Source organism: Mycobacterium triplex (assembly GCF_000689255.1).
Classification (GTDB): Bacteria; Actinomycetota; Actinomycetes; order Mycobacteriales; family Mycobacteriaceae; genus Mycobacterium; species Mycobacterium triplex.
The window spans coordinates 4,657,019-4,673,831 of the sequence record NZ_HG964446.1 but is presented as its reverse complement, the minus strand read 5'-3'; the positions used below and the strand labels follow the sequence as shown (position 1 = coordinate 4,673,831).

The window sequence follows — 16,813 nt, the reverse complement described above, 5'->3', positions numbered from 1 at the left end:
GCTGGCCGCCTCGAGATTCGTCACCTTGGCTAACGCGGCTCAGCCACCATATTTGGTCCACCAGGTGTGCAACTCGTCGATGGTCGGGGGGTCTCCGAAGACATCGCACAACAGCAGCTTGACCGTGTTGCTCCACACCATGTTCGGGTGGTTGTCGTAGGTGCCGCAGGCCACCACGCCGACGTCGACCTTCGGGGCGTTCGGGTGCTGCCACGTTTGCGGGTTGTTGGTTTCTCCGGGGCAGGTCGCCAGCGTCAGAAGTTTGATGTCGGCGTCCGTTGCGTCTTTGAGGACGCTCGGATTGGCGAAGAGTCCGTAGCGCGCCTTGGACGGGCCACCCGGGTTGGTGTTCTGGTCGCAGTCGAGTACCGCCAGCGCATCTGACCACACGGTGTTCGGCTTCGGTGTGGCCGGTGCGCACACGCCGCTCGGGTAGCCGGGGGGAATCAGGGTGAGCAGCTGACCTTCGAGATCGCCGGTCACGGTGGTCGTGGTGGTCGTCGTCGAGGTGGTGGTCCTCGGCGGGGTTGTGGTGCTGGTCGCCGTGGGGTGCGGCTGCGGGTTGTCGTCGTCCTTGGTGGCGACGTAGACGCCGATGGCGCCGAGCACCAGGACCCCGACCAGCGCGACGGCCCCGATGACGATCGGCCAGGGGTTGCGTTTGGGCTTGGGCGGGGGTTGCTGTCCCAGGGCCCAGCCGGTGGGGCCGGCCGGCGGCGGTGCGCCCCAGTTACCGCTGGTTCCTTGGTAATACTGCGGCCCGGGAACGGGCTGGCTCGGAGTCGGCACCGGGCCGCTCTCGGGCGCCCAGGGCCGAGCGGTCGGCGGCACCGGCCCGGAACTCGGCGGCGGATACGGCGCCGGCGGTGGGTTGAGTGGCGGTTGTGGGGCGGCGGGCGCGGGGGTTTCGGCGGCCTGGGTCGCTTCCTGGCTGCGGCGCAGAATGTCGTCGGCGTGGTCTTGGTCGGGGTTGCTGAGCGCCTCGTGGGCGGCCAGCGCCAGGTCGCCGGCGCTGGCGTAGCGGTCCTCGGGCTTTTTGGCCATGCCGCGCGCGATCACCGCGTCGAAGGCTTTCGGGATGCCCGAGCGCACCGCGCTGGCCGCCGGGATGGCGTCGGAGGTATGAGCCCTGACCAGCTCGCCGGCGGTGCCCGCGCGATACGGCGGAGTGCCCGTCAGGCATTCGTACAGCACGCAGGCCAACGCGTAGATGTCGGCGCGGTAGGTCACCTCGCCATTGGAAAACCGTTCGGGCGCCATATATTTCCACGTGCCCACCGCGGTGCCGAGTTGGGTGAGTTTCTCGTCGGTGGTGGCGCTGGCGATACCGAAGTCGACGAGGTAGGCGAAGTCGTCGCGGGTGATCAGGATGTTGGGCGGCTTGATGTCGCGGTGCATGACCCCGGCCGCGTGGGCCGCGTCGAGGGCCGAGGCGATTTGGGTGATGACGGCGACCGCGCGCGGGGCGGTCAGCGGGCCGAATCGTTTGAGCATGTCGTCCAAATCGATGCCCTCGATCAGGTGCATCTCCATGAACATCTGACCGTCGATCTCGCCGTAGTCGTGGATGGGCACCACATGCGGTTCCTGCAAACGGCCGGCGGTGCGTGCCTCGCGCCGCATCCGCTCGCGAAAGACGGGGTCCCTGCTGAACTCGGCGGTCATCACCTTGACGGCGACCGTCCACTCCTTGACGGTGTGCTCGGCCTCGTAGACCTCGCCCATCCCACCCCGGCCCAGCAGCCGCTTCAGGTGGTAGGGGCCGAACATCGTCCCCACTCGCGAGTTCTGCTCCTCGCTCATCGCTGATCCTCCAAACCGGCCGCGGATCCGCCGACGATATCAACAATTATGGGCAGATCCTCGCTCGTAACCACCGCGACTAGCAACCATCACGGTAAGCCGTCGCGAACCCGCGGGAGTGACAATCGCGAGATCCCGGCGCGGGCGGGTCGGGTGTGGACGCCGGCGCGGTCGGAACGAAAAGCCTTGTGGTGATTGGCCATGCCGGCTGATGCCACGAAACACCTTGCGCGGCAGCAATATTCAGTCGGCGGCCTCGCTGTTGTAGCCCCGCGGGATCTCGAAGGTGAACTCGTGGTCGCAGATGCGGACGTGGTCGCCGTCTTTCAGCGTGGTCGCGGACCGGATGCGTTGGTGTTGGACATGTACGCCGTTGGACGAGCGCAGGTCGTTGATCACGTAGCTGGTGCCGGTGTCGACGATGACGGCGTGATGGCGGCTCACGTTGGCGCTGGCCAGGATGATGTCGTTGTCGCTGAGACGGCCGATCCGGGTCTCCGTCGCGCGCAGCGGGTAGCTCCGGCCCGACGCTTCGTGCAGGTACGCGGCGGGCTTCCCGGCCGGGACCTTGGTGCGCTGATCCAGCAGGGTGATGGTGCCGACCGCCGTGGTCCGGGCCGACTTCTTGGCGTCCAGTGGTTCCTGGCGCAGGATTTTTTCGTTCAGGTCACGCAACGTCGGGCCGGGGTCGATCCCGAGCTCGTCGGCCAGTGTCGTCTTCACCCGCCGGTAGGCGGCCAGCGCGTCCGATTGGCGATCGGTCAGGTAGTACGCCGTGATCAACTGGGCCCACAGCGGCTCGCGATAGGGGTGCTCGGTGATCAGGGCTTCGAGGTCGCTGACCACGGAGGCGCCACGTCCGCAAGCGATTTCGGCCTCCGCCTTCGCGGTGTGGACGAGTATTTTCTCCTCCACGAGCGAGGTGGCGAAGGTGTCGACGAACTGAAAGTCGCGCAGGTCCTCGAGCACCGGTCCCCGCCATTGCGCCAACGCCGTCGACAGGTGCTGGCTCGCCTGCTCGAACCTGCTGGCCGCGGCCGCGTGCACGCCCGCGGTCTTCTCGGTGATGAACCGTCCGAGATCGCAACTGTTTTCGTCGACGGCGAGCCGGTAGCCCGGCGGCGCCGCGGCCAGCACCACGCGCGGGTCCATGCCGGCGCTGCTGAGCAGCTTGCGCAGATTGGACACGTAGGAGTGGATGCTGGCCCGCGCACCCGACGGAGGCTCGTCTTCCCACAGGGCGGTGATGAGCCTTTCGACGCCGACCGGGCTGTTGCGGTTCATCAGCAGCATGGCCAGCACCGCACGCTGTTTGGGCGTGCCCAACGGCACCATGCTGCCGTCAACAGTCATCTCCAACGGCCCGAGCAGGCCGAATTCGAGACTTTTGTCTGCCATCGTCGCTAACCAGACCTTCCGGGTTCTCTGCGCGGCGTCACCTGCCCATGCGGTGCCATTCACATTGTGATACGAACCCCGCGAATTCGGTAATACCGGTGCAGCTTGGTGTGCCGCGGCGGTGACGGCCGTGCGCGTTTGCCACGCGCTGAAATGTGTTCCCTGCCAGCGTGATCATCGACGGCTCGCTCGAATCCGGTTGGGATTCATCCAAACCGCACAAGGCGGGCAGCCGCCGTGCTTCGCCGAGGCTGCCCGCCGGTTCGGCGTCCGTGACCGGCTAGGTGGTGAAGACCATCAGCTCCTTGCTGGCCTCCCATGCCTTCATGAAGAGCGCCATCGGGATCTGCTCGTCGCGGCCGTCCTTGGTGCCGCTGTCGTTGAGGTGCACCACGTTGTTGGCCGTGTCGATACCGGTGACCACCACCGCGTGGTCGCCCCGCGGGTTTCCGTTGTCGTCCTTGTTTTCGACGGGCTGACCCCAGATGAGTTCTCCGTTGACGCTGACGATGATTTTATGGCCCTCGCTCAGTTGCTCCTCGAGCCCTTCGATGCCGCCGACGATGCCATCCTTGGCGGCGTGGTCCTTGTTGGTGATCGTGGCGTCGATCTTGTACAGCTTCAGCAAGGTCGGGACGTCGGCAAAGCTGGTGCCCATCCCCGAATTCGGGTTTCTGGTGTTGGCCGGCGTGGTGTAGATCGAGCCGGGGTGCACGACGCTCGGCGTGGCCTGCGCCCGCTTGATGATCGCCTGCTCCGAGGGCTCCTTGCCGGTAATCTGGCCGATCACGTCGGCGCTCGACATCAGGACGCAGTCGTCGTATTTCTGGTAGCGCCAGTACTTTGCGGCCGCGACGGGGTCGCCGTACATGGTGCCCGCGGCTGCCTCGGCCGGTCCGGCCAATCCCAGCGCGACGGCACCCGCGACGACGGCGAGGGTGGCGGTCTTGGCGATCGCGGCGATCTTGGTGGTCTTCATCGGTGTCCCCTTTCTCGTCCCGCGGTGGTGCGGGGTGGTTGAGAAAAGGTTCCGATCGTGGCCTATCTGTTATCTCCACGAATTCTTGGAGTGACCTAGCGCCGGGTTCAGGGTTAGTTGCACGCCCACGTGTCGATGGAGCCGCCGCCGAGCTTGGTCAGCGCGTCCTTCATCGCGGCGGCCAGGGTGGCGCCGACGCCGCCCTGGAATGCCTTGCCATTGGTCGCGACGGCGCCGCAGTCGGTGAAGCTGGTGAGCACCTTGCAGTCCGTGTAGGCGCAGTTCTTGACCGCGGTGGCCTCCGCGGCCGGGCGGGTCGGGTAGTCCCAGCTACGGCCCCAGGAACCGTTGCTGGAGTAGGCAATCGCGCCGTACTGATCGGCGGCGCCGGCCGCCGGGGCCAGCGCGACGCTGATGGCGGCGGCAGCGGCGGCCACGGTGAACCCCCGGCGACGAGTAATCATCCTCATTGGTGATTCCTTTCCGAATGCCGGCGCTCCGGCGGTTTCCACGTTTTCCAGGGATTGCACGCCGCTGACTAGACGGACCTAAACGGGCTTGGTGGCGGTGACCGTCTTGCCCCAGTCGGACATCGTCAGCGTCACCGAGGTGTCGTTCGTCGGATGGACCTGCAGCTGCACCAGGTGTGAGGAGCCGTCCGAGGCGATCCAGACGGTGGTGGGCACCGTCGTCACGCTCTGGGCGGTCAACTTGGAGCCGGCCAGCGTTGCGACGTCGTCGGCCGACGAGTTGCCGGTGATCTTGGTGGTCGCGACGCCGTTGACCTGCTCGGTGCCCGCCACCCCGGCGTTCTGGAGTTTCGACAGGAGGTTGGCCAGGCCCTTGCTGGGGTCCAGCAGCACCGACACGTTGTAGATCGAGGCGCCGTTGCCGAAGTCGGTGTAGGTGCCGGGTTGTCCGAGGTCGGAGTACAGGTGGCCGTCGACGTAGACGAACTTCGCGTCTTGGGGAGATTTGCCGACCAGCAGTGTCGCGGTGCCGGTGGCAACCGTTTGCGGGGTGTTGGAGATGTCGCCGTCCAGCTTGGTCACCCGGAGGTTGGGCACGTCGCCCTGCACCGTCACGCTGACATGCATGCCGGTGACCTTGGTCATCGCGTCTGCGGCCTGCTTGAGCAGGGTGGCCGTCTCGCTGCTGGAGGTGGTGGCGGTGGTCCCGGGCGCTTTGCCGGTGTTCGAGTTGCTCGAGCAGCCACCGATGGCCAGTACGAGGGAGAGCGCGGCGGCAGCGGCGGCGGTAACGGTGCGAGGTGAGAGCTTCATCGACATCCCCTTCAGTGTTGGCCACAGCTGCTTCCTGCATAGCAATCGCCGCGCAGCAAATCAACAGCCGACCCCCGAGCTTAGTGAGGTCGATGCGGGATGCGGAAGGTCTCAACCGAATCCCGCGTCAGCCCGGCGTCGAAGCGCATTCCAATTCGGCCTGCTGCTGCTCTGAATCATCTTGGTTAGCAATGCTTTCCAATGTTGCTGCGGTGCTGCGGACGCGGCGGTGTCGTCGAACGCGGGGCGGGTCCGGCGTGAACGAGGGCCGACCGCGCAGCGACCTGCAAATGGCGAATGGGCGGACCCCGGTTACCGGGATCCGCCCATTCGCCGGTGGGTGCGATCAGGTGAGCTGAGGAGCGAGTTGCGGGCAGTAGGCGTGGGTCGCGTCGACGACGAAGTAGGCCGCCTGGTGGCTGGTCAGGTTCGTCTGCTGGAGGACCTCGGTGGCGATGTCGGTTCCGGTTTTGCCGGCGGCGAGCTCCTGGCAGACCTTGTGACCGTCCTTGATGGCGTCGGCGGGTGAGCTGAAGGAGATGCCGAGCTTGTCCATCTGAGCGAGGAACGCGTCGTCGGCGGTGGTGGCTCCGGCGGTGCCGGCGGTGCCGATCGCGACGATCCCGATGGCGGCGGCGCCGATCATGGTGCTGGCAATCGTGCTGAGGCGGGGAGAGAACATTGCTGTGATCCTTTTCAGGTGTGCGGTTGGGGTGGTGATGGGGCTAGCCTCAGCCGCGGTTCTAAATGGATCCTCAATAACTTCTTGGCGTCATTTCAGTAACGCCTCAGGGCCCGGGAAGTTCAGGCCCGAGTCATCGCGTAGTAGGCACCCCGGCGCGCCATGAGTTCGGCGTGGTCGCCCTGTTCGACGATGCGGCCTGACTCGACCACCACGATGCGGTCAGCAGCGCGGATCGTCGAAAGTCGGTGTGCGATAACGAAACTCGTGCGGTCTCGGCGAAGCTCGTGCATGGCCCGCTGAATAAGGGCCTCGGTGCGGGTGTCGACCGAGCTGGTCGCCTCGTCCAGGATCAGCAGCTGCGGACGGGCCAGGAACGCGCGTGCGATCGTGATCAGCTGCTTCTCGCCGGCACTGATATTGGCGCCGTCGCCGGTGACCCGGGTCGCATAGCCGCCCGGCAGGGTGTGGACGAACCGGTCGACATAGGCCGCCCGGGCGGCCTCGACCACCTCATCCGCGCTGGCGTCGGGCCGGCCGTAGCCGATGTTCTCCGCGATGGTGCCGTCGAACAGCCAGGCGTCTTGCAGCACCATGCCGATTCCGGATCGCAGGGCTTGCCTGCTCATCGTGGTGATGTCGACGCCGTCGAGCAGGATGCGGCCGGCATCGACGTCGTAGAACCGCATCAGCAGGTTCACCAGCGTGGTCTTGCCCGCTCCGGTCGGTCCGACGATCGCCACCGTGCTGCCCGGCTCGACCGTCATCGACAGGTCTTCGATCACCGTCGTGCCCGCGTGGTAGGCAAAGCTCACGTGCGCGAACTCGACGCGGCCGCGTGGTTGCGGGGTCTGGCCGTTGGGCAGCATCGGCGCGGGGTCCGGCGCTTCCTCGGGCTCGTCGAGCAGCTCGAACACCCGCTCGGCGCTGGCCACCCCGGATTGCAGGGTGTTGTACATCCCGGTCACCTGGCCCAGCGGGGTGTTGAACTGCCGGACGTACTGGATGAACGCCTGGATGTTGCCGAGGGTGATGTGTCCGGTGGCGACCTGCAGGCCACCGATCACCGCGACCGCGACGTATCCGAGGTTGCCGATGAATGTCGTGACCGGTGCCACCAGTCCGGAGAAGAACTGCGAGCCGAAGCTGGCGTGGTAGACGTCGTCGTTGAGGCTGCGGAATCGTTCGCGTGCCGCGTCGCGGTGACCGAAGGTCTTGACCACCGTGAACCCGCTGTACGTCTCCTCGATGTGAGCGTTGAGCCGCCCGATGCTGGTCCACTGCGCCGCGAACAGGCGCCGCGACCGGCGTGCGATCGCCCGGGACGCCAGCAGCGACAGCGGCACGGTCAGCACGGTGATCAGCGTCAGCAGCGGCGAGATCGACAACATCATGACCAGCACCGCGACCACGGTCAGGATCGACGTCAGCAGCTGGCTGATCGTCATCGACAGCGACGATTGGACGTTGTCGATGTCGTTGGTCACCCGGCTCAGCAGCTCGCCGCGCAGCCGCCCGTCGAAGTAAGACAGCGGCAGGCGGTGGACCTTGTCCTCGACTTGCGCGCGCAGCGCGACCATGGTCCGCTGCAGGGTGAGGTTGAGCAGTCTCGCTTGTGCCCAAATCAACAGTGCGGCAACGACATACAAGGCCAGGGCAACGGCCAGTGTTCGCGCCACCGCGCCGAAGTCCACGCCCTGACCGGGCACCACGTTCATGCCGGACAGCAGGTCGGCGAACGTCGCGTCGCCGTGCGCCCTCGCTTGGGCGACGGCCTGCGCCTTGGTGATTCCCGCGGGCAGCCCCCGCCCGATCACGCCGTTGAAGAGCAAATCGGTGGCGTGGCCGAGAATTCGGGGAACGACGACGCCGATCGCCGTGCCGGTCAGGCCCAGGGCGATCACCGCGATGCTGAGTGCTCGTTGTGGCGCAAGTCGTTTCACCAGCCGGGCCGCCGTGCCCCAGAAGTCGCGGGACGGCGTGGCCGTGGCGGCTTCGCGGGCGGCCCGGTTCGTCGCCGTGGTCACTTCGTGGCTCCGAATCCGGTGCCGACCGACTGCGAGTCGGCGAATTCCGCGTAGGTGGCGCAATCGGCCAGTAGCGACTCGTGGGTGCCCGAACCCACCACCATCCCGTTGTCGATGACGACGATCTGGTCGGCCTGCGATGCCGTCGAAATACGCTGTGTGACAACGATAATGGTAGATCCGCCGCAGACCTCCTGCACGCCGGCCCGGACCCGCGCCTCGGTATGCGCATCGAGTGCGGAGAACGCGTCGTCGAACAGGTAGATCGGCGGGCGGCGAATGACTGCCCGGGCGATCGCCAGCCGTTGCCGTTGTCCGCCCGACAAATTGATCCCGGCCTGGGCGACGCGCATCTGCAGCCCGTCGGCGTGCGCCCGGACGAATTCGTCGGCGGCGGCCACCCGCAACGCTTCCCACATCTCGTCGTCGCTCGCGTCCGCCTTGCCCATGTGCAGGTTCTCCGCGACCGTGCCGGAGAAGAGGTAGCCGCGCTGCGGGACCAGGCCGATCGCCGACCACAGCCGCTCGGTGTCGTAGGCGCGGACGTCGAGGTCGTCGATCAGCACCGCGCCGTCGGCCACGTCATAGAGGCGGCAGATCAACGACACCAGCGTCGACTTGCCCGAGCCGGTGCTGCCGACGATCGCGGTGGTGGTGCCGGGCCGCGCGGTCAACGAGATATCTTGCAGCACAGGGCGCTCGGCGCCCGGGTAGGTGAATGTCGCACCGTCCAGGCGGACAACGCCGGTAAGCCCGGCGTGCGGAAGCTTGGGGTGTTGCGGGCTGACGATGGCGGGACGAGTGGACAGCACCTCGGCGATCCGCTCGGCGCACACGGACGCTCGCGGCAGCACCACCAGCGTCATTGTCGCCATCAACACGGCCATCAGGATCTGCGTGAAATAAGCCAGAAAAGCGGTCAACGAGCCGACCTGCATCTGACCGCGATCGATGCGCAGCCCGCCGAACCAGATCAGCGCGACGCTGGACACGTTGATCGTCAGGGTGGTCACCGGCAGCATCAGCGCTTGCCAGTTGCCGGCCGTCAGCGACGCATTCGACAGTGCCGTGTTGGCGCGGGAAAAACGTTCGCGCTCAAAGCTTTCGCGGGTGAACGCCCGGACCACCCGCACGCCGGACAGCTGGTCGCGCATCACCCGGTTGATGCCGTCGATCAGTGCTTGCATGCTGCGAAACAACGGCAGCAGGTGCGACATGATCCAGTAATTCGCCACGGCCAGGATCGGCACGCTGACCAGCAGCAGCCAGGTCAGCGCGGCTTCTTGATGGATGGCCATGACGACGCCGCCGATGCACATGATCGGCGCGCTGATCAGCACCGTGCCCGCCATCTGCACCAGGTACTGAATCTGCCGGACATCGTTGGTGCTGCGGGTAAGCAAAGTCGGCGCGCCGAATCGGGCGGTCTCGGGCTCGGAGAAGGTGGTGACGTGTTCGAACATCGCCCGGCGCAGGTCGCGGCCGAACCCCATCCCGGTCCGTGAGCCGAAGTAGGTGGCCCCGACCGAGCACAACACCTGCAACCCGGTGACGGCCAGCATCACCATGCCGAGCCGGACGATCGTCGCGGTGTCGCCCTTCGCGACGCCGTCGTCGATGATCGCGGCGTTGACCGTCGGCAGGTACAGCGTCGCCAGGGTGCTGATCAGTTGAAGCACCATCAGCACCGCCACCAGCCGGCGGTACGGCCGGATGTACTGGCGCAGCAGTGCCAGAAGCATTTGGTAACTGTCGCATACGGCGCGTGTTGCGGCGGCGAGCACCGCCGGGGCGGTTGGGTGCGCGTGCAGCGTACGGCAAACACTTTGAAATGCCTGATCAGGTGGCGCGTCGGTGGTTGACCCGCTGGGCTGCCGCTACAGTGCATCGTGTGGACCAGCAGCAAGCCGAGCAGAAGCAGGGTAGCGGTGCGTCGTAACCTCGCGGTGCTAGCCCTTGCGGCTCTGATGATCGTTATCCCGGCGGTTGCGGGCTGCTCGGGTTCCGGCGACAACAAGCCGGGTGGGACGTCCTCGTCGGCGCCGGGCAACGCCGAGGGCCACCACGGACCGATGTTTCCGCAATGCGGCGGCATCAACGACCAGCAGGTTGCCGAGCTGACCAAGGTCAGCGGTCTGATCAACACGGCGCGCAACTCCGTGGGCTGCCAGTGGCTGGCCGGCGGTGGCATCCTCGGCCCGCACTTCTCCTTTTCGTGGTATCGCGGCAGCCCGATCGGACGCGAGCGCAAGACCGAGGAGCTGTCGCGCGCCAGCGTCGACGACATCAACATCAACGGCCACAGCGGCTTCATCGCCGTCGGCAACGAGCCGAACCTGGGTGACTCGCTGTGCGAGGTCGGCATTCAGTTCCAGGACGACTTCATCGAGTGGTCGATCAGCTTCAGCCAAAAGCCGTTCCCGCCGCCGTGCGACATCGCCAAAGAACTGACTCGTCAATCGATTGCGAACTCGAAATGATCACACGACGTGTCCGGACGGCGCTGGTCATCTTGACCACCGCGCTGATGATCCTGACCGGCTGTTCGAGGTCGATCGGGGGTAACGCCGTCAAGGCCGGTGCCGGCGGCGTTCCGCGGAACAACAATTCCCAGCAGCAGTATCCGAACCTGCTCAAGGAATGCGAGGTGCTCACCAGCGACATCCTGGCCAAGACGGTGGGTGCCGACCCGCTCGACATTCAGAGCACGTTCGTCGGCGCGATCTGCCGCTGGCAGGCCGCCAACCCGGCCGGCCTGATCGACATCACCCGGTTCTGGTTCGAACAGGGCAGCCTGAGCCAGGAACGCAAGGTCGCCGACTTCCTCAAGTACAAGGTGGAAACGCGGACGATCGCGGGGGTGAATTCGATCGTGATGCGCCCGGACGACCCCAACGGTGCCTGTGGGGTGGCCAGCGACGCGGCCGGTGTCGTCGGCTGGTGGGTCAACCCGCAAGCACCCGGTATCGACGCCTGCGGGCAGGCCCTCAAGCTGATGGAGCTGACGCTCTCGACGAACTCCTAGCCGGGTTCAGCGCGGGACGTGAAAGTCGGTCAACGCCGCTTGGCCTAGTTGCAGGTATTTCCAGTCGCCGGTGACCTTCAGCACCGCGATCCCCGAGGTCGCGTATTTCTCCGAAATGCGTTGCACCGCATCGCCATCGGTGCCCTCAGCGCCCGCCAGGCCGAGCGCCAGTGCCGACATGGTCGGTTCGTGTCCGACGACGAGCAGGGTGTCGACGGCGTCGGGAACCTGGTTGATCTCGTCGATCATCGTGCCCGTGGTGGTGTCGTAGAGGCGCTCGCGGTATTGCACGGGCGCGTCGATGCCGGTGTTGGCCAGGGTCTGGCGCGCGCGGGTGGCCGTGGAGCACAGCACCGCGTCGATGTCGGGTTGGTGGGCGCGCAGCCAGTCGCCGCCGATCCGCGCTTCCCGGACGCCGCGGGGTGCCAACGGCCGGTCGTGGTCGACGACGCCGGGCGGATAGCCGGATTTCGCATGCCGCATCAGCAGCAGGGTGCGCTCACCATTCACGCGACACACGCTAATCAATCGTTACGGCGCGTTGTCGTCGTCACGGTCGGTGAGCAGTTTGTTGGCGCGGTGGTAGGTGTTGGTGCGGGTTGGCCGCGATCCAGGTGGGGTGGCGGGATCCATTCGGTGTGGCCGTTGGGGTGTTTGCGGGTGGTCCAGCCGCGGGGTTGCAGGAGGCGGTGGTGGGTTGGCCCAGGTCTCCGGAGGCCAGGATGGCGCGTAGGGCGGCGTTGAGGCCGTCGTGGTTGCGTTGGGCTGGGCTGCGGGGGTCGTGGTAGATGGCGTCGTGGCCGGGGCGCCGTCGACACACGGGGTCTGGTCGTTGGGGTTGCACATGCCGGGGGCGGCCAGTTTGGCCAGCACGGTTTCCAGGGTGGCCCGCAGTTCGGGGGTGATCCAGCCGGTCAGCGCCGACATGCCGTCGGCTTGTTGGTTGCCCAGGGTTAGGCCGCGCCGGCGGGCGCGGTCGTCGTCGGCGTAGTTGCCGTCGGGGTTGAGCAGGTCGGTGAGGTGGTCGGCGGCCAATTGGTCGGGCCGGTATTGCGAAGCCAGCCGGGTCAGGTCGGCTTCGGCCCGCTCGCGGGTGTCGACGTCGATCCAGCCGGGCAGCCGGTGATAGAACCGCCGAATCACCGCCACCTGCTCGACGCCGAGCTTGCCGGCGCGTTGGGCGGCGGCCGTCGCCTCGAGCACCGGCGTCATCGGTTCACCGGTCAGCCCGCACCGCTGCCCCAAATCGGCGGCGTCGCGCACCCGCCCGCCGGCTTCGGCGCGGCCGACCAGGGTCCAGTCGGCGATCGCGTGGGACAGTTTGCCGCCCAGCTCTTCTGGCGTGGCTTCGCGGGCGAGTTTGTTGATCAGCCGATGCTCACCGGCGGGCAGGCGCCGCCGCAGCTTTTCGTAGCGCTCCAGCAGCACCAGGCACTCGCGGCTGCACAGCATCTCGGTATCGAGGCCCTCGACGGCGTCGAGTGCGTGTTCGAGCGCATCGAAGGCCGCCGTGACGGTCTCCCCATCGGCGATCGCACCCGGACTCATACCCCCGAAACTGACCCCACCCACCGACAGAAAACCGCGCCCTGTGACTACAGAAACACAAGTGGCGCAAGAGATTTAACGAGTGTGCAGTCATGGCGATCCATCGCTCACAAGCGGGTAAATCCGACACTGCGCGAAGGCATGCCGATGCACGTCCCAAGACTTGTCGGTGAACCCCCTTAGACTTCGCGGTGCCTTGATAGCCACGTCATTTTCGAAGGGGGCGCCCGGATGCGATTCCTGCACACCGCCGACTGGCAGCTGGGCATGACCCGACACTTTCTGGCCGGGGACGCTCAGCCGCGATATTCGGCCGCCCGGCGCGACGCGGTGGCCGGCCTGGGCGCTCTCGCGACGGAGGTTGGCGCCGAGTTCGTCGTGGTCGCCGGTGACGTCTTCGAACACAACCAGCTCGACCCGAAGGTGATCGGGCAGTCGTTGGAAGCCATGCGCGCCATCGGTATTCCGGTCTACCTGTTGCCCGGCAACCACGATCCGCTCGACGCGGCGTCCGTATTCACCAGCGCGCTGTTCACCCGGGAATGCCCGGACAACGTCGTGGTGCTCGATAGCGCCGGCCCGCATCAGGTGAAGCCGGGCCTCGAGATCGTCGCCGCGCCCTGGCGGTCCAAGGCGCCGACCACCGACCTGGTCGCCGAAGTCCTCGACGGCCTCGAAAGCCCTGACGCCGTCACCCGGGTGCTCGTCGCCCACGGCGGCGTCGACGTGCTCGACCCCGATCGGGACAAGCCGTCGCTGATTCGGCTGGCCGGGCTGGAAGAGGCGCTGGCCCGTGGCGCGATCCACTATGCGGCGCTGGGGGACAAGCACTCGCTCACCCAGGTCGGCGAGAGCGGTCGGGTGTGGTACTCGGGCTCGCCGGAAGTCACGAATTTCGATGACGTCGAATCCAATCCGGGTCATGTCCTGGTCGTCGACATCGACGAAACGAACCGGGTAACGGTGACGCCGCGGCACGTCGGATGTTGGCGGTTCGTCACCTTGCACCGGCAGGTCGACACCGGCCGCGACATCACCGACCTGGACCTGAACCTCGATCTGATGACCGAAAAGGACCGCACTGTGGTGCGGCTGGCACTGACGGGTTCGCTGACGGTCACCGACCGGGCCGCGCTGGATGCGTGCCTCGATCGATACGCGCGGCTATTCGCCGACTTGCGCACCTGGGACAGCCACACCGACCTCGCGGTGATACCGGCCGACGGCGAGTTCACCGACCTCGGCATCGGCGGGTTCGCCGCTGCGGCCGTCGAAGAGCTGGTGGCCACCGCGCGCGGAGACGACGGCGACTCCGCCGCCGACGCCCAGGCCGCACTGGCACTGTTGCTGCGCCTGACCGCATCGACAGAAGTGCGGCCTGCCGACCGGAGGTCGGCATGAAGCTGCACCGGTTGGTCCTGACCAACTACCGCGGGATCCGGCACCGCGAGATCGAGTTTCCCGACCACGGCGTGGTTGTGGTGAGCGGCGCCAACGAGATCGGCAAGTCGTCGATGATCGAGGCGCTGGACCTGCTGCTGGAATCCAGGGACCGCTCGACGAAGAAGGAAGTCAAGCAGGTCAAGCCCACCAACAGTGACGTCGGCTCCGAGGTGACAGCCGAAATCAGCAGCGGCACTTACCGTTTCATCTATCGCAAGCGCTTCCACAAGAAGTGTGAGACCGAATTGACAGTGCTGGCTCCGCGCCGCGAGCAGCTGACCGGCGACGAAGCCCACGAACGGGTCCGCAGCATGCTCGCCGAGACGGTGGACAATGACCTGTGGCACGCCCAGCGCGTGCTGCAGTCGACATCCACGGCCGCAGTGGACCTTTCCGGCTGCGACGCGCTTTCGCGTGCACTCGATGTCGCGGCCGGGGACGAGGCGGCGCTGTCCGGCAACGAGCCGCTGCTCATCGAGCGGATCGACGCCGAGTACGCCCGCTACTTCACCCCGACCGGACGTCCTACCGGCGAGTGGGCGACGGCCATCGCTCGGCTGTCCGACGCCGACGCCGCGGTCGAACAGTGCCGGGCGGCGGTCGCCGAGGTCGACGACCGGGTGCGCCGCCATGCCGTGTTGACCGAGCAAGTGGCCGAGCTTTCCCAATTGCGGCTTGCGGCGGGTCCGCGGTTGGCCGTCGCGCGGGCCGCCGCCGACAAGGCCGCGGAGCTCACTCGCCAAGTGCGGGAAGCCAAGCTGGTCGCGGCCGCCGCGGCGGCGACAAGCGCCGCAGCCGACGCCGCGCACAACGGCCGGTCGCGCCTGGTGGCCGAGATCCAGACGCGCACGGCTGCCGTCGTCGCCGCCGACACCGAAGCCCGGCAAGCCGCCGAGGCGCAGACGGCCGCGCAGGCCGACGCCGAAACGGCCGGTGCCGCATTGCGGGAGGCCACCCAGGTTCTGGCCGACCTGGCGCGCCGCGTCGAATCCGCCCGCCGCACCGTGGACCAGCTCGCCGAGCGTGAAGAGATCGACCGGCTCAGCGCCCGGCTGGCCAAGATCGACGCCGTCCAGCGCGACCGGGACCGGGTCGCCGCAGAGCTTTCCGAGGTCGTCGTCACCGAGGAGCTACTGCGCCGAATCGAAAGCGCCGCAGCCGCTGTCGATCGCGCCGGTGACCAACTGACGTTGATCTCGGCGGCGGTCGAGTTCACCGCCACGGCCGACATCGAACTCGCGGTCGGCGAACAACGAGTGTCGCTGTCGGCAGGGCAAACCTGGTCGACCACGGCCACCGGAACGACCGAGGTCGAGGTTCCCGGTGTCCTCACCGCGCGGATCACCCCCGGTTCGACAGCACTCGATGTGCAGGCGAAATTCGCAGCGGCACAACAAGAACTGGCCGCGGCACTGGCCATCGGTCGAGTCGACGATCTCGCCGCGGCGCGATCGGCGGATCAGCACCGCCGTGAACTGCAGAGCAGCCGCGACCAATTGAGCGCGACGCTGTCCGGACTGTGCGGCGACGAAGACATCGAGCAGCTTCGCGACCGGCTGGCGCAGCTGCGGGTCGGCCACCCGGCCGAGCCGGATCTGTTCGCCACCGACATCGCTTCCGCTCGCGCCGAACTGGATGCCGCGCAGGCTGCCCGCCTGGCCGCGGAAGCCGAATGCGAGACACGCCGGCAGGCCGCCGCGGCGGCCGACGCCCGGGTCGCCGAGACCTCCACCCGGGCAACGCTTCTGCTCAACGAAGCGACAACCCAACGGGCCGAACTGGCCAGCGCCACCGATCGGCTGGCGCAGGAGCGGACCTCGGTGACCGACGAGGATCTGGCCGCGTCCGCGGACGCCGGGCAGCGGGCCGCGCAAACCGCGCAGCACCGAGCCGTCGAGCTGGCCGAAGAATTGGCCGCCGCGGCACCCGATGCGGTGACCGCCGAATTGGCCGCCGCCACCGAAGCCGCCGAGTCGCTGCGCGGCCGCTACGAAGACGCGGCCCGTACGTTGCGAGAGCTCGCCATCGAGCTTTCGGTGTTCGGCAGCGAGGGCCGCCAAGGCAAGCTCGACGCCGCGGAGGTCGAGCGCGAGCACGCCGCCAGTCAGCACAGCCGAATCGGGGGCCGGGCCCGCGCGGCACAGCTGTTGCGTTCGGTGATGGCCCGCCATCGCGACACCACCCGGCTGGGCTACGTCGAGCCCTACCGCGCGGAATTGCAGCGGCTCGGACGTCCGGTGTTCGGGCCCAGCTTCGAGGTCGACGTCGACACCGACCTGTGTATCCGCAGCCGGACCCTGGACGGTGTCACGGTGCCCTACGACTCGCTGTCCGGCGGGGCCAAGGAGCAACTCGGGATTCTGGCGCGGTTGGCCGGTGCGGCCCTGGTCGCCAAGGAGGACGCCGTTCCGGTCGTCGTCGACGACGCACTCGGGTTCACCGACCCCGATCGGCTGGCCAAGATGGGCGAGGTGTTCGACACCGTGGGCGCCCACGGCCAGGTGATCGTGTTGACGTGCAGCCCCGATCGTTACGACAGCGTGAAAGGTGCGCACCGTATCGATCTCACTGTGTAGGGCCCCGGCCGTCGTGGCGACCTGAGCACCGGCCGCGCTGCTGACCGCG

13 protein-coding genes and 1 pseudogene are annotated in these 16,813 nt (G+C 67.3%); 4 read left to right on the top strand and 10 right to left on the bottom strand.

Going from position 1 to position 16,813, the window contains the following annotated elements; all coding sequences use genetic code 11:
- Window positions 1-39: 39 nt before the first annotated feature.
- From BN973_RS21605 to BN973_RS21570, 8 genes are all read right to left on the bottom strand, one after another.
- Entirely contained in the window at window positions 40-1,803 is a 1,764-nt protein-coding gene (locus BN973_RS21605) for a serine/threonine-protein kinase (protein ID WP_036470780.1), read from the bottom strand.
- Between the two features lie 243 nt (window positions 1,804-2,046).
- Window positions 2,047-3,201 carry a BTAD domain-containing putative transcriptional regulator gene (locus BN973_RS21600; protein ID WP_036470779.1) on the bottom strand — a complete coding sequence of 385 codons (1,155 nt, stop codon included), beginning with the start codon at window positions 3,199-3,201 and terminating at the stop codon, window positions 2,047-2,049.
- A 280-nt stretch (window positions 3,202-3,481) separates the two neighbouring features.
- Entirely contained in the window at window positions 3,482-4,180 is a 699-nt protein-coding gene (locus BN973_RS21595; protein WP_036470778.1) for a C39 family peptidase, read from the bottom strand.
- Between the two features lie 113 nt (window positions 4,181-4,293).
- Window positions 4,294-4,650: a DUF4189 domain-containing protein gene (locus BN973_RS21590; RefSeq protein ID WP_036472834.1), complete on the bottom strand. Its 357-nt coding sequence runs from the start codon at window positions 4,648-4,650 to the stop codon at window positions 4,294-4,296.
- Window positions 4,651-4,728: 78 nt separating this feature from the next.
- Entirely contained in the window at window positions 4,729-5,463 is a 735-nt protein-coding gene (locus BN973_RS21585) for an LppX_LprAFG lipoprotein (protein WP_036472833.1), read from the bottom strand.
- A 346-nt stretch (window positions 5,464-5,809) separates the two neighbouring features.
- Window positions 5,810-6,145 (bottom strand): DUF732 domain-containing protein, encoded by a 336-nt coding sequence (locus BN973_RS21580; protein ID WP_036470775.1) that lies wholly within the window; start codon window positions 6,143-6,145, stop codon window positions 5,810-5,812.
- Window positions 6,146-6,267: 122 nt separating this feature from the next.
- A complete protein-coding gene (locus BN973_RS21575) occupies window positions 6,268-8,172 on the bottom strand; it encodes an ABC transporter ATP-binding protein (protein WP_036470774.1) in 1,905 nt (634 codons plus the stop codon).
- Window positions 8,169-9,914 carry an ABC transporter ATP-binding protein gene (locus BN973_RS21570; protein ID WP_036472832.1) on the bottom strand — a complete coding sequence of 582 codons (1,746 nt, stop codon included), beginning with the start codon at window positions 9,912-9,914 and terminating at the stop codon, window positions 8,169-8,171. Before BN973_RS21570 ends, BN973_RS21575 begins: the two co-directional genes overlap by 4 nt.
- A gap of 225 nt (window positions 9,915-10,139) precedes the next feature.
- On the opposite strand from BN973_RS21570, the gene BN973_RS21565 reads away from it, so the two are divergent.
- Entirely contained in the window at window positions 10,140-10,652 is a 513-nt protein-coding gene (locus tag BN973_RS21565) for a DUF3558 domain-containing protein (RefSeq protein ID WP_169718272.1), read from the top strand.
- Complete coding sequence (locus BN973_RS21560) at window positions 10,649-11,197, top strand: DUF3558 domain-containing protein (RefSeq protein ID WP_036470771.1); 549 nt, start codon at window positions 10,649-10,651, stop codon at window positions 11,195-11,197. Before BN973_RS21565 ends, BN973_RS21560 begins: the two co-directional genes overlap by 4 nt.
- Window positions 11,198-11,203: 6 nt before the next feature.
- On the opposite strand, the gene BN973_RS21555 is transcribed toward BN973_RS21560, so the two are convergent.
- The gene (locus tag BN973_RS21555; protein ID WP_036470768.1) at window positions 11,204-11,707 is read right to left on the bottom strand and encodes a SixA phosphatase family protein; all 504 of its coding nucleotides are present in this window, start codon (window positions 11,705-11,707) and stop codon (window positions 11,204-11,206) included.
- Between the two features lie 21 nt (window positions 11,708-11,728).
- Window positions 11,729-12,745 (bottom strand): annotated as a pseudogene (locus BN973_RS21550) (13E12 repeat family protein).
- Window positions 12,746-12,976: 231 nt separating this feature from the next.
- On the opposite strand from BN973_RS21550, the gene BN973_RS21545 reads away from it, so the two are divergent.
- Both BN973_RS21545 and BN973_RS21540 read left to right on the top strand, forming a co-directional pair.
- Window positions 12,977-14,146 (top strand): metallophosphoesterase family protein, encoded by a 1,170-nt coding sequence (locus tag BN973_RS21545; RefSeq protein ID WP_051641393.1) that lies wholly within the window; start codon window positions 12,977-12,979, stop codon window positions 14,144-14,146.
- A complete protein-coding gene (locus BN973_RS21540; protein WP_036470767.1) occupies window positions 14,143-16,764 on the top strand; it encodes an AAA family ATPase in 2,622 nt (873 codons plus the stop codon). The genes BN973_RS21545 and BN973_RS21540 overlap by 4 nt, the downstream gene beginning before the upstream one ends.
- The last annotated feature ends 49 nt before the right edge of the window (window positions 16,765-16,813 follow it).

What these genes read in the sequence shown, in the direction of transcription:
- BN973_RS21595 (WP_036470778.1), bottom strand. Translation starts at nt 4,180, where the DNA reads ATGAAGACCACCAAGATCGCCGCGATCGCCAAGACCGCCACCCTCGCC.
- BN973_RS21605 (WP_036470780.1), bottom strand. Translation starts at nt 1,803, where the DNA reads ATGAGCGAGGAGCAGAACTCGCGAGTGGGGACGATGTTCGGCCCCTAC.
- BN973_RS21570 (WP_036472832.1), bottom strand. Translation starts at nt 9,914, where the DNA reads ATGCTTCTGGCACTGCTGCGCCAGTACATCCGGCCGTACCGCCGGCTG.
- BN973_RS21545 (WP_051641393.1), top strand. Translation starts at nt 12,977, where the DNA reads ATGCGATTCCTGCACACCGCCGACTGGCAGCTGGGCATGACCCGACAC.
- BN973_RS21585 (WP_036472833.1), bottom strand. Translation starts at nt 5,463, where the DNA reads ATGAAGCTCTCACCTCGCACCGTTACCGCCGCCGCTGCCGCCGCGCTC.
- BN973_RS21580 (WP_036470775.1), bottom strand. Translation starts at nt 6,145, where the DNA reads ATGTTCTCTCCCCGCCTCAGCACGATTGCCAGCACCATGATCGGCGCC.
- BN973_RS21560 (WP_036470771.1), top strand. Translation starts at nt 10,649, where the DNA reads ATGATCACACGACGTGTCCGGACGGCGCTGGTCATCTTGACCACCGCG.
- BN973_RS21600 (WP_036470779.1), bottom strand. Translation starts at nt 3,201, where the DNA reads ATGGCAGACAAAAGTCTCGAATTCGGCCTGCTCGGGCCGTTGGAGATG.
- BN973_RS21540 (WP_036470767.1), top strand. Translation starts at nt 14,143, where the DNA reads ATGAAGCTGCACCGGTTGGTCCTGACCAACTACCGCGGGATCCGGCAC.
- BN973_RS21590 (WP_036472834.1), bottom strand. Translation starts at nt 4,650, where the DNA reads ATGAGGATGATTACTCGTCGCCGGGGGTTCACCGTGGCCGCCGCTGCC.
- BN973_RS21565 (WP_169718272.1), top strand. Translation starts at nt 10,140, where the DNA reads ATGATCGTTATCCCGGCGGTTGCGGGCTGCTCGGGTTCCGGCGACAAC.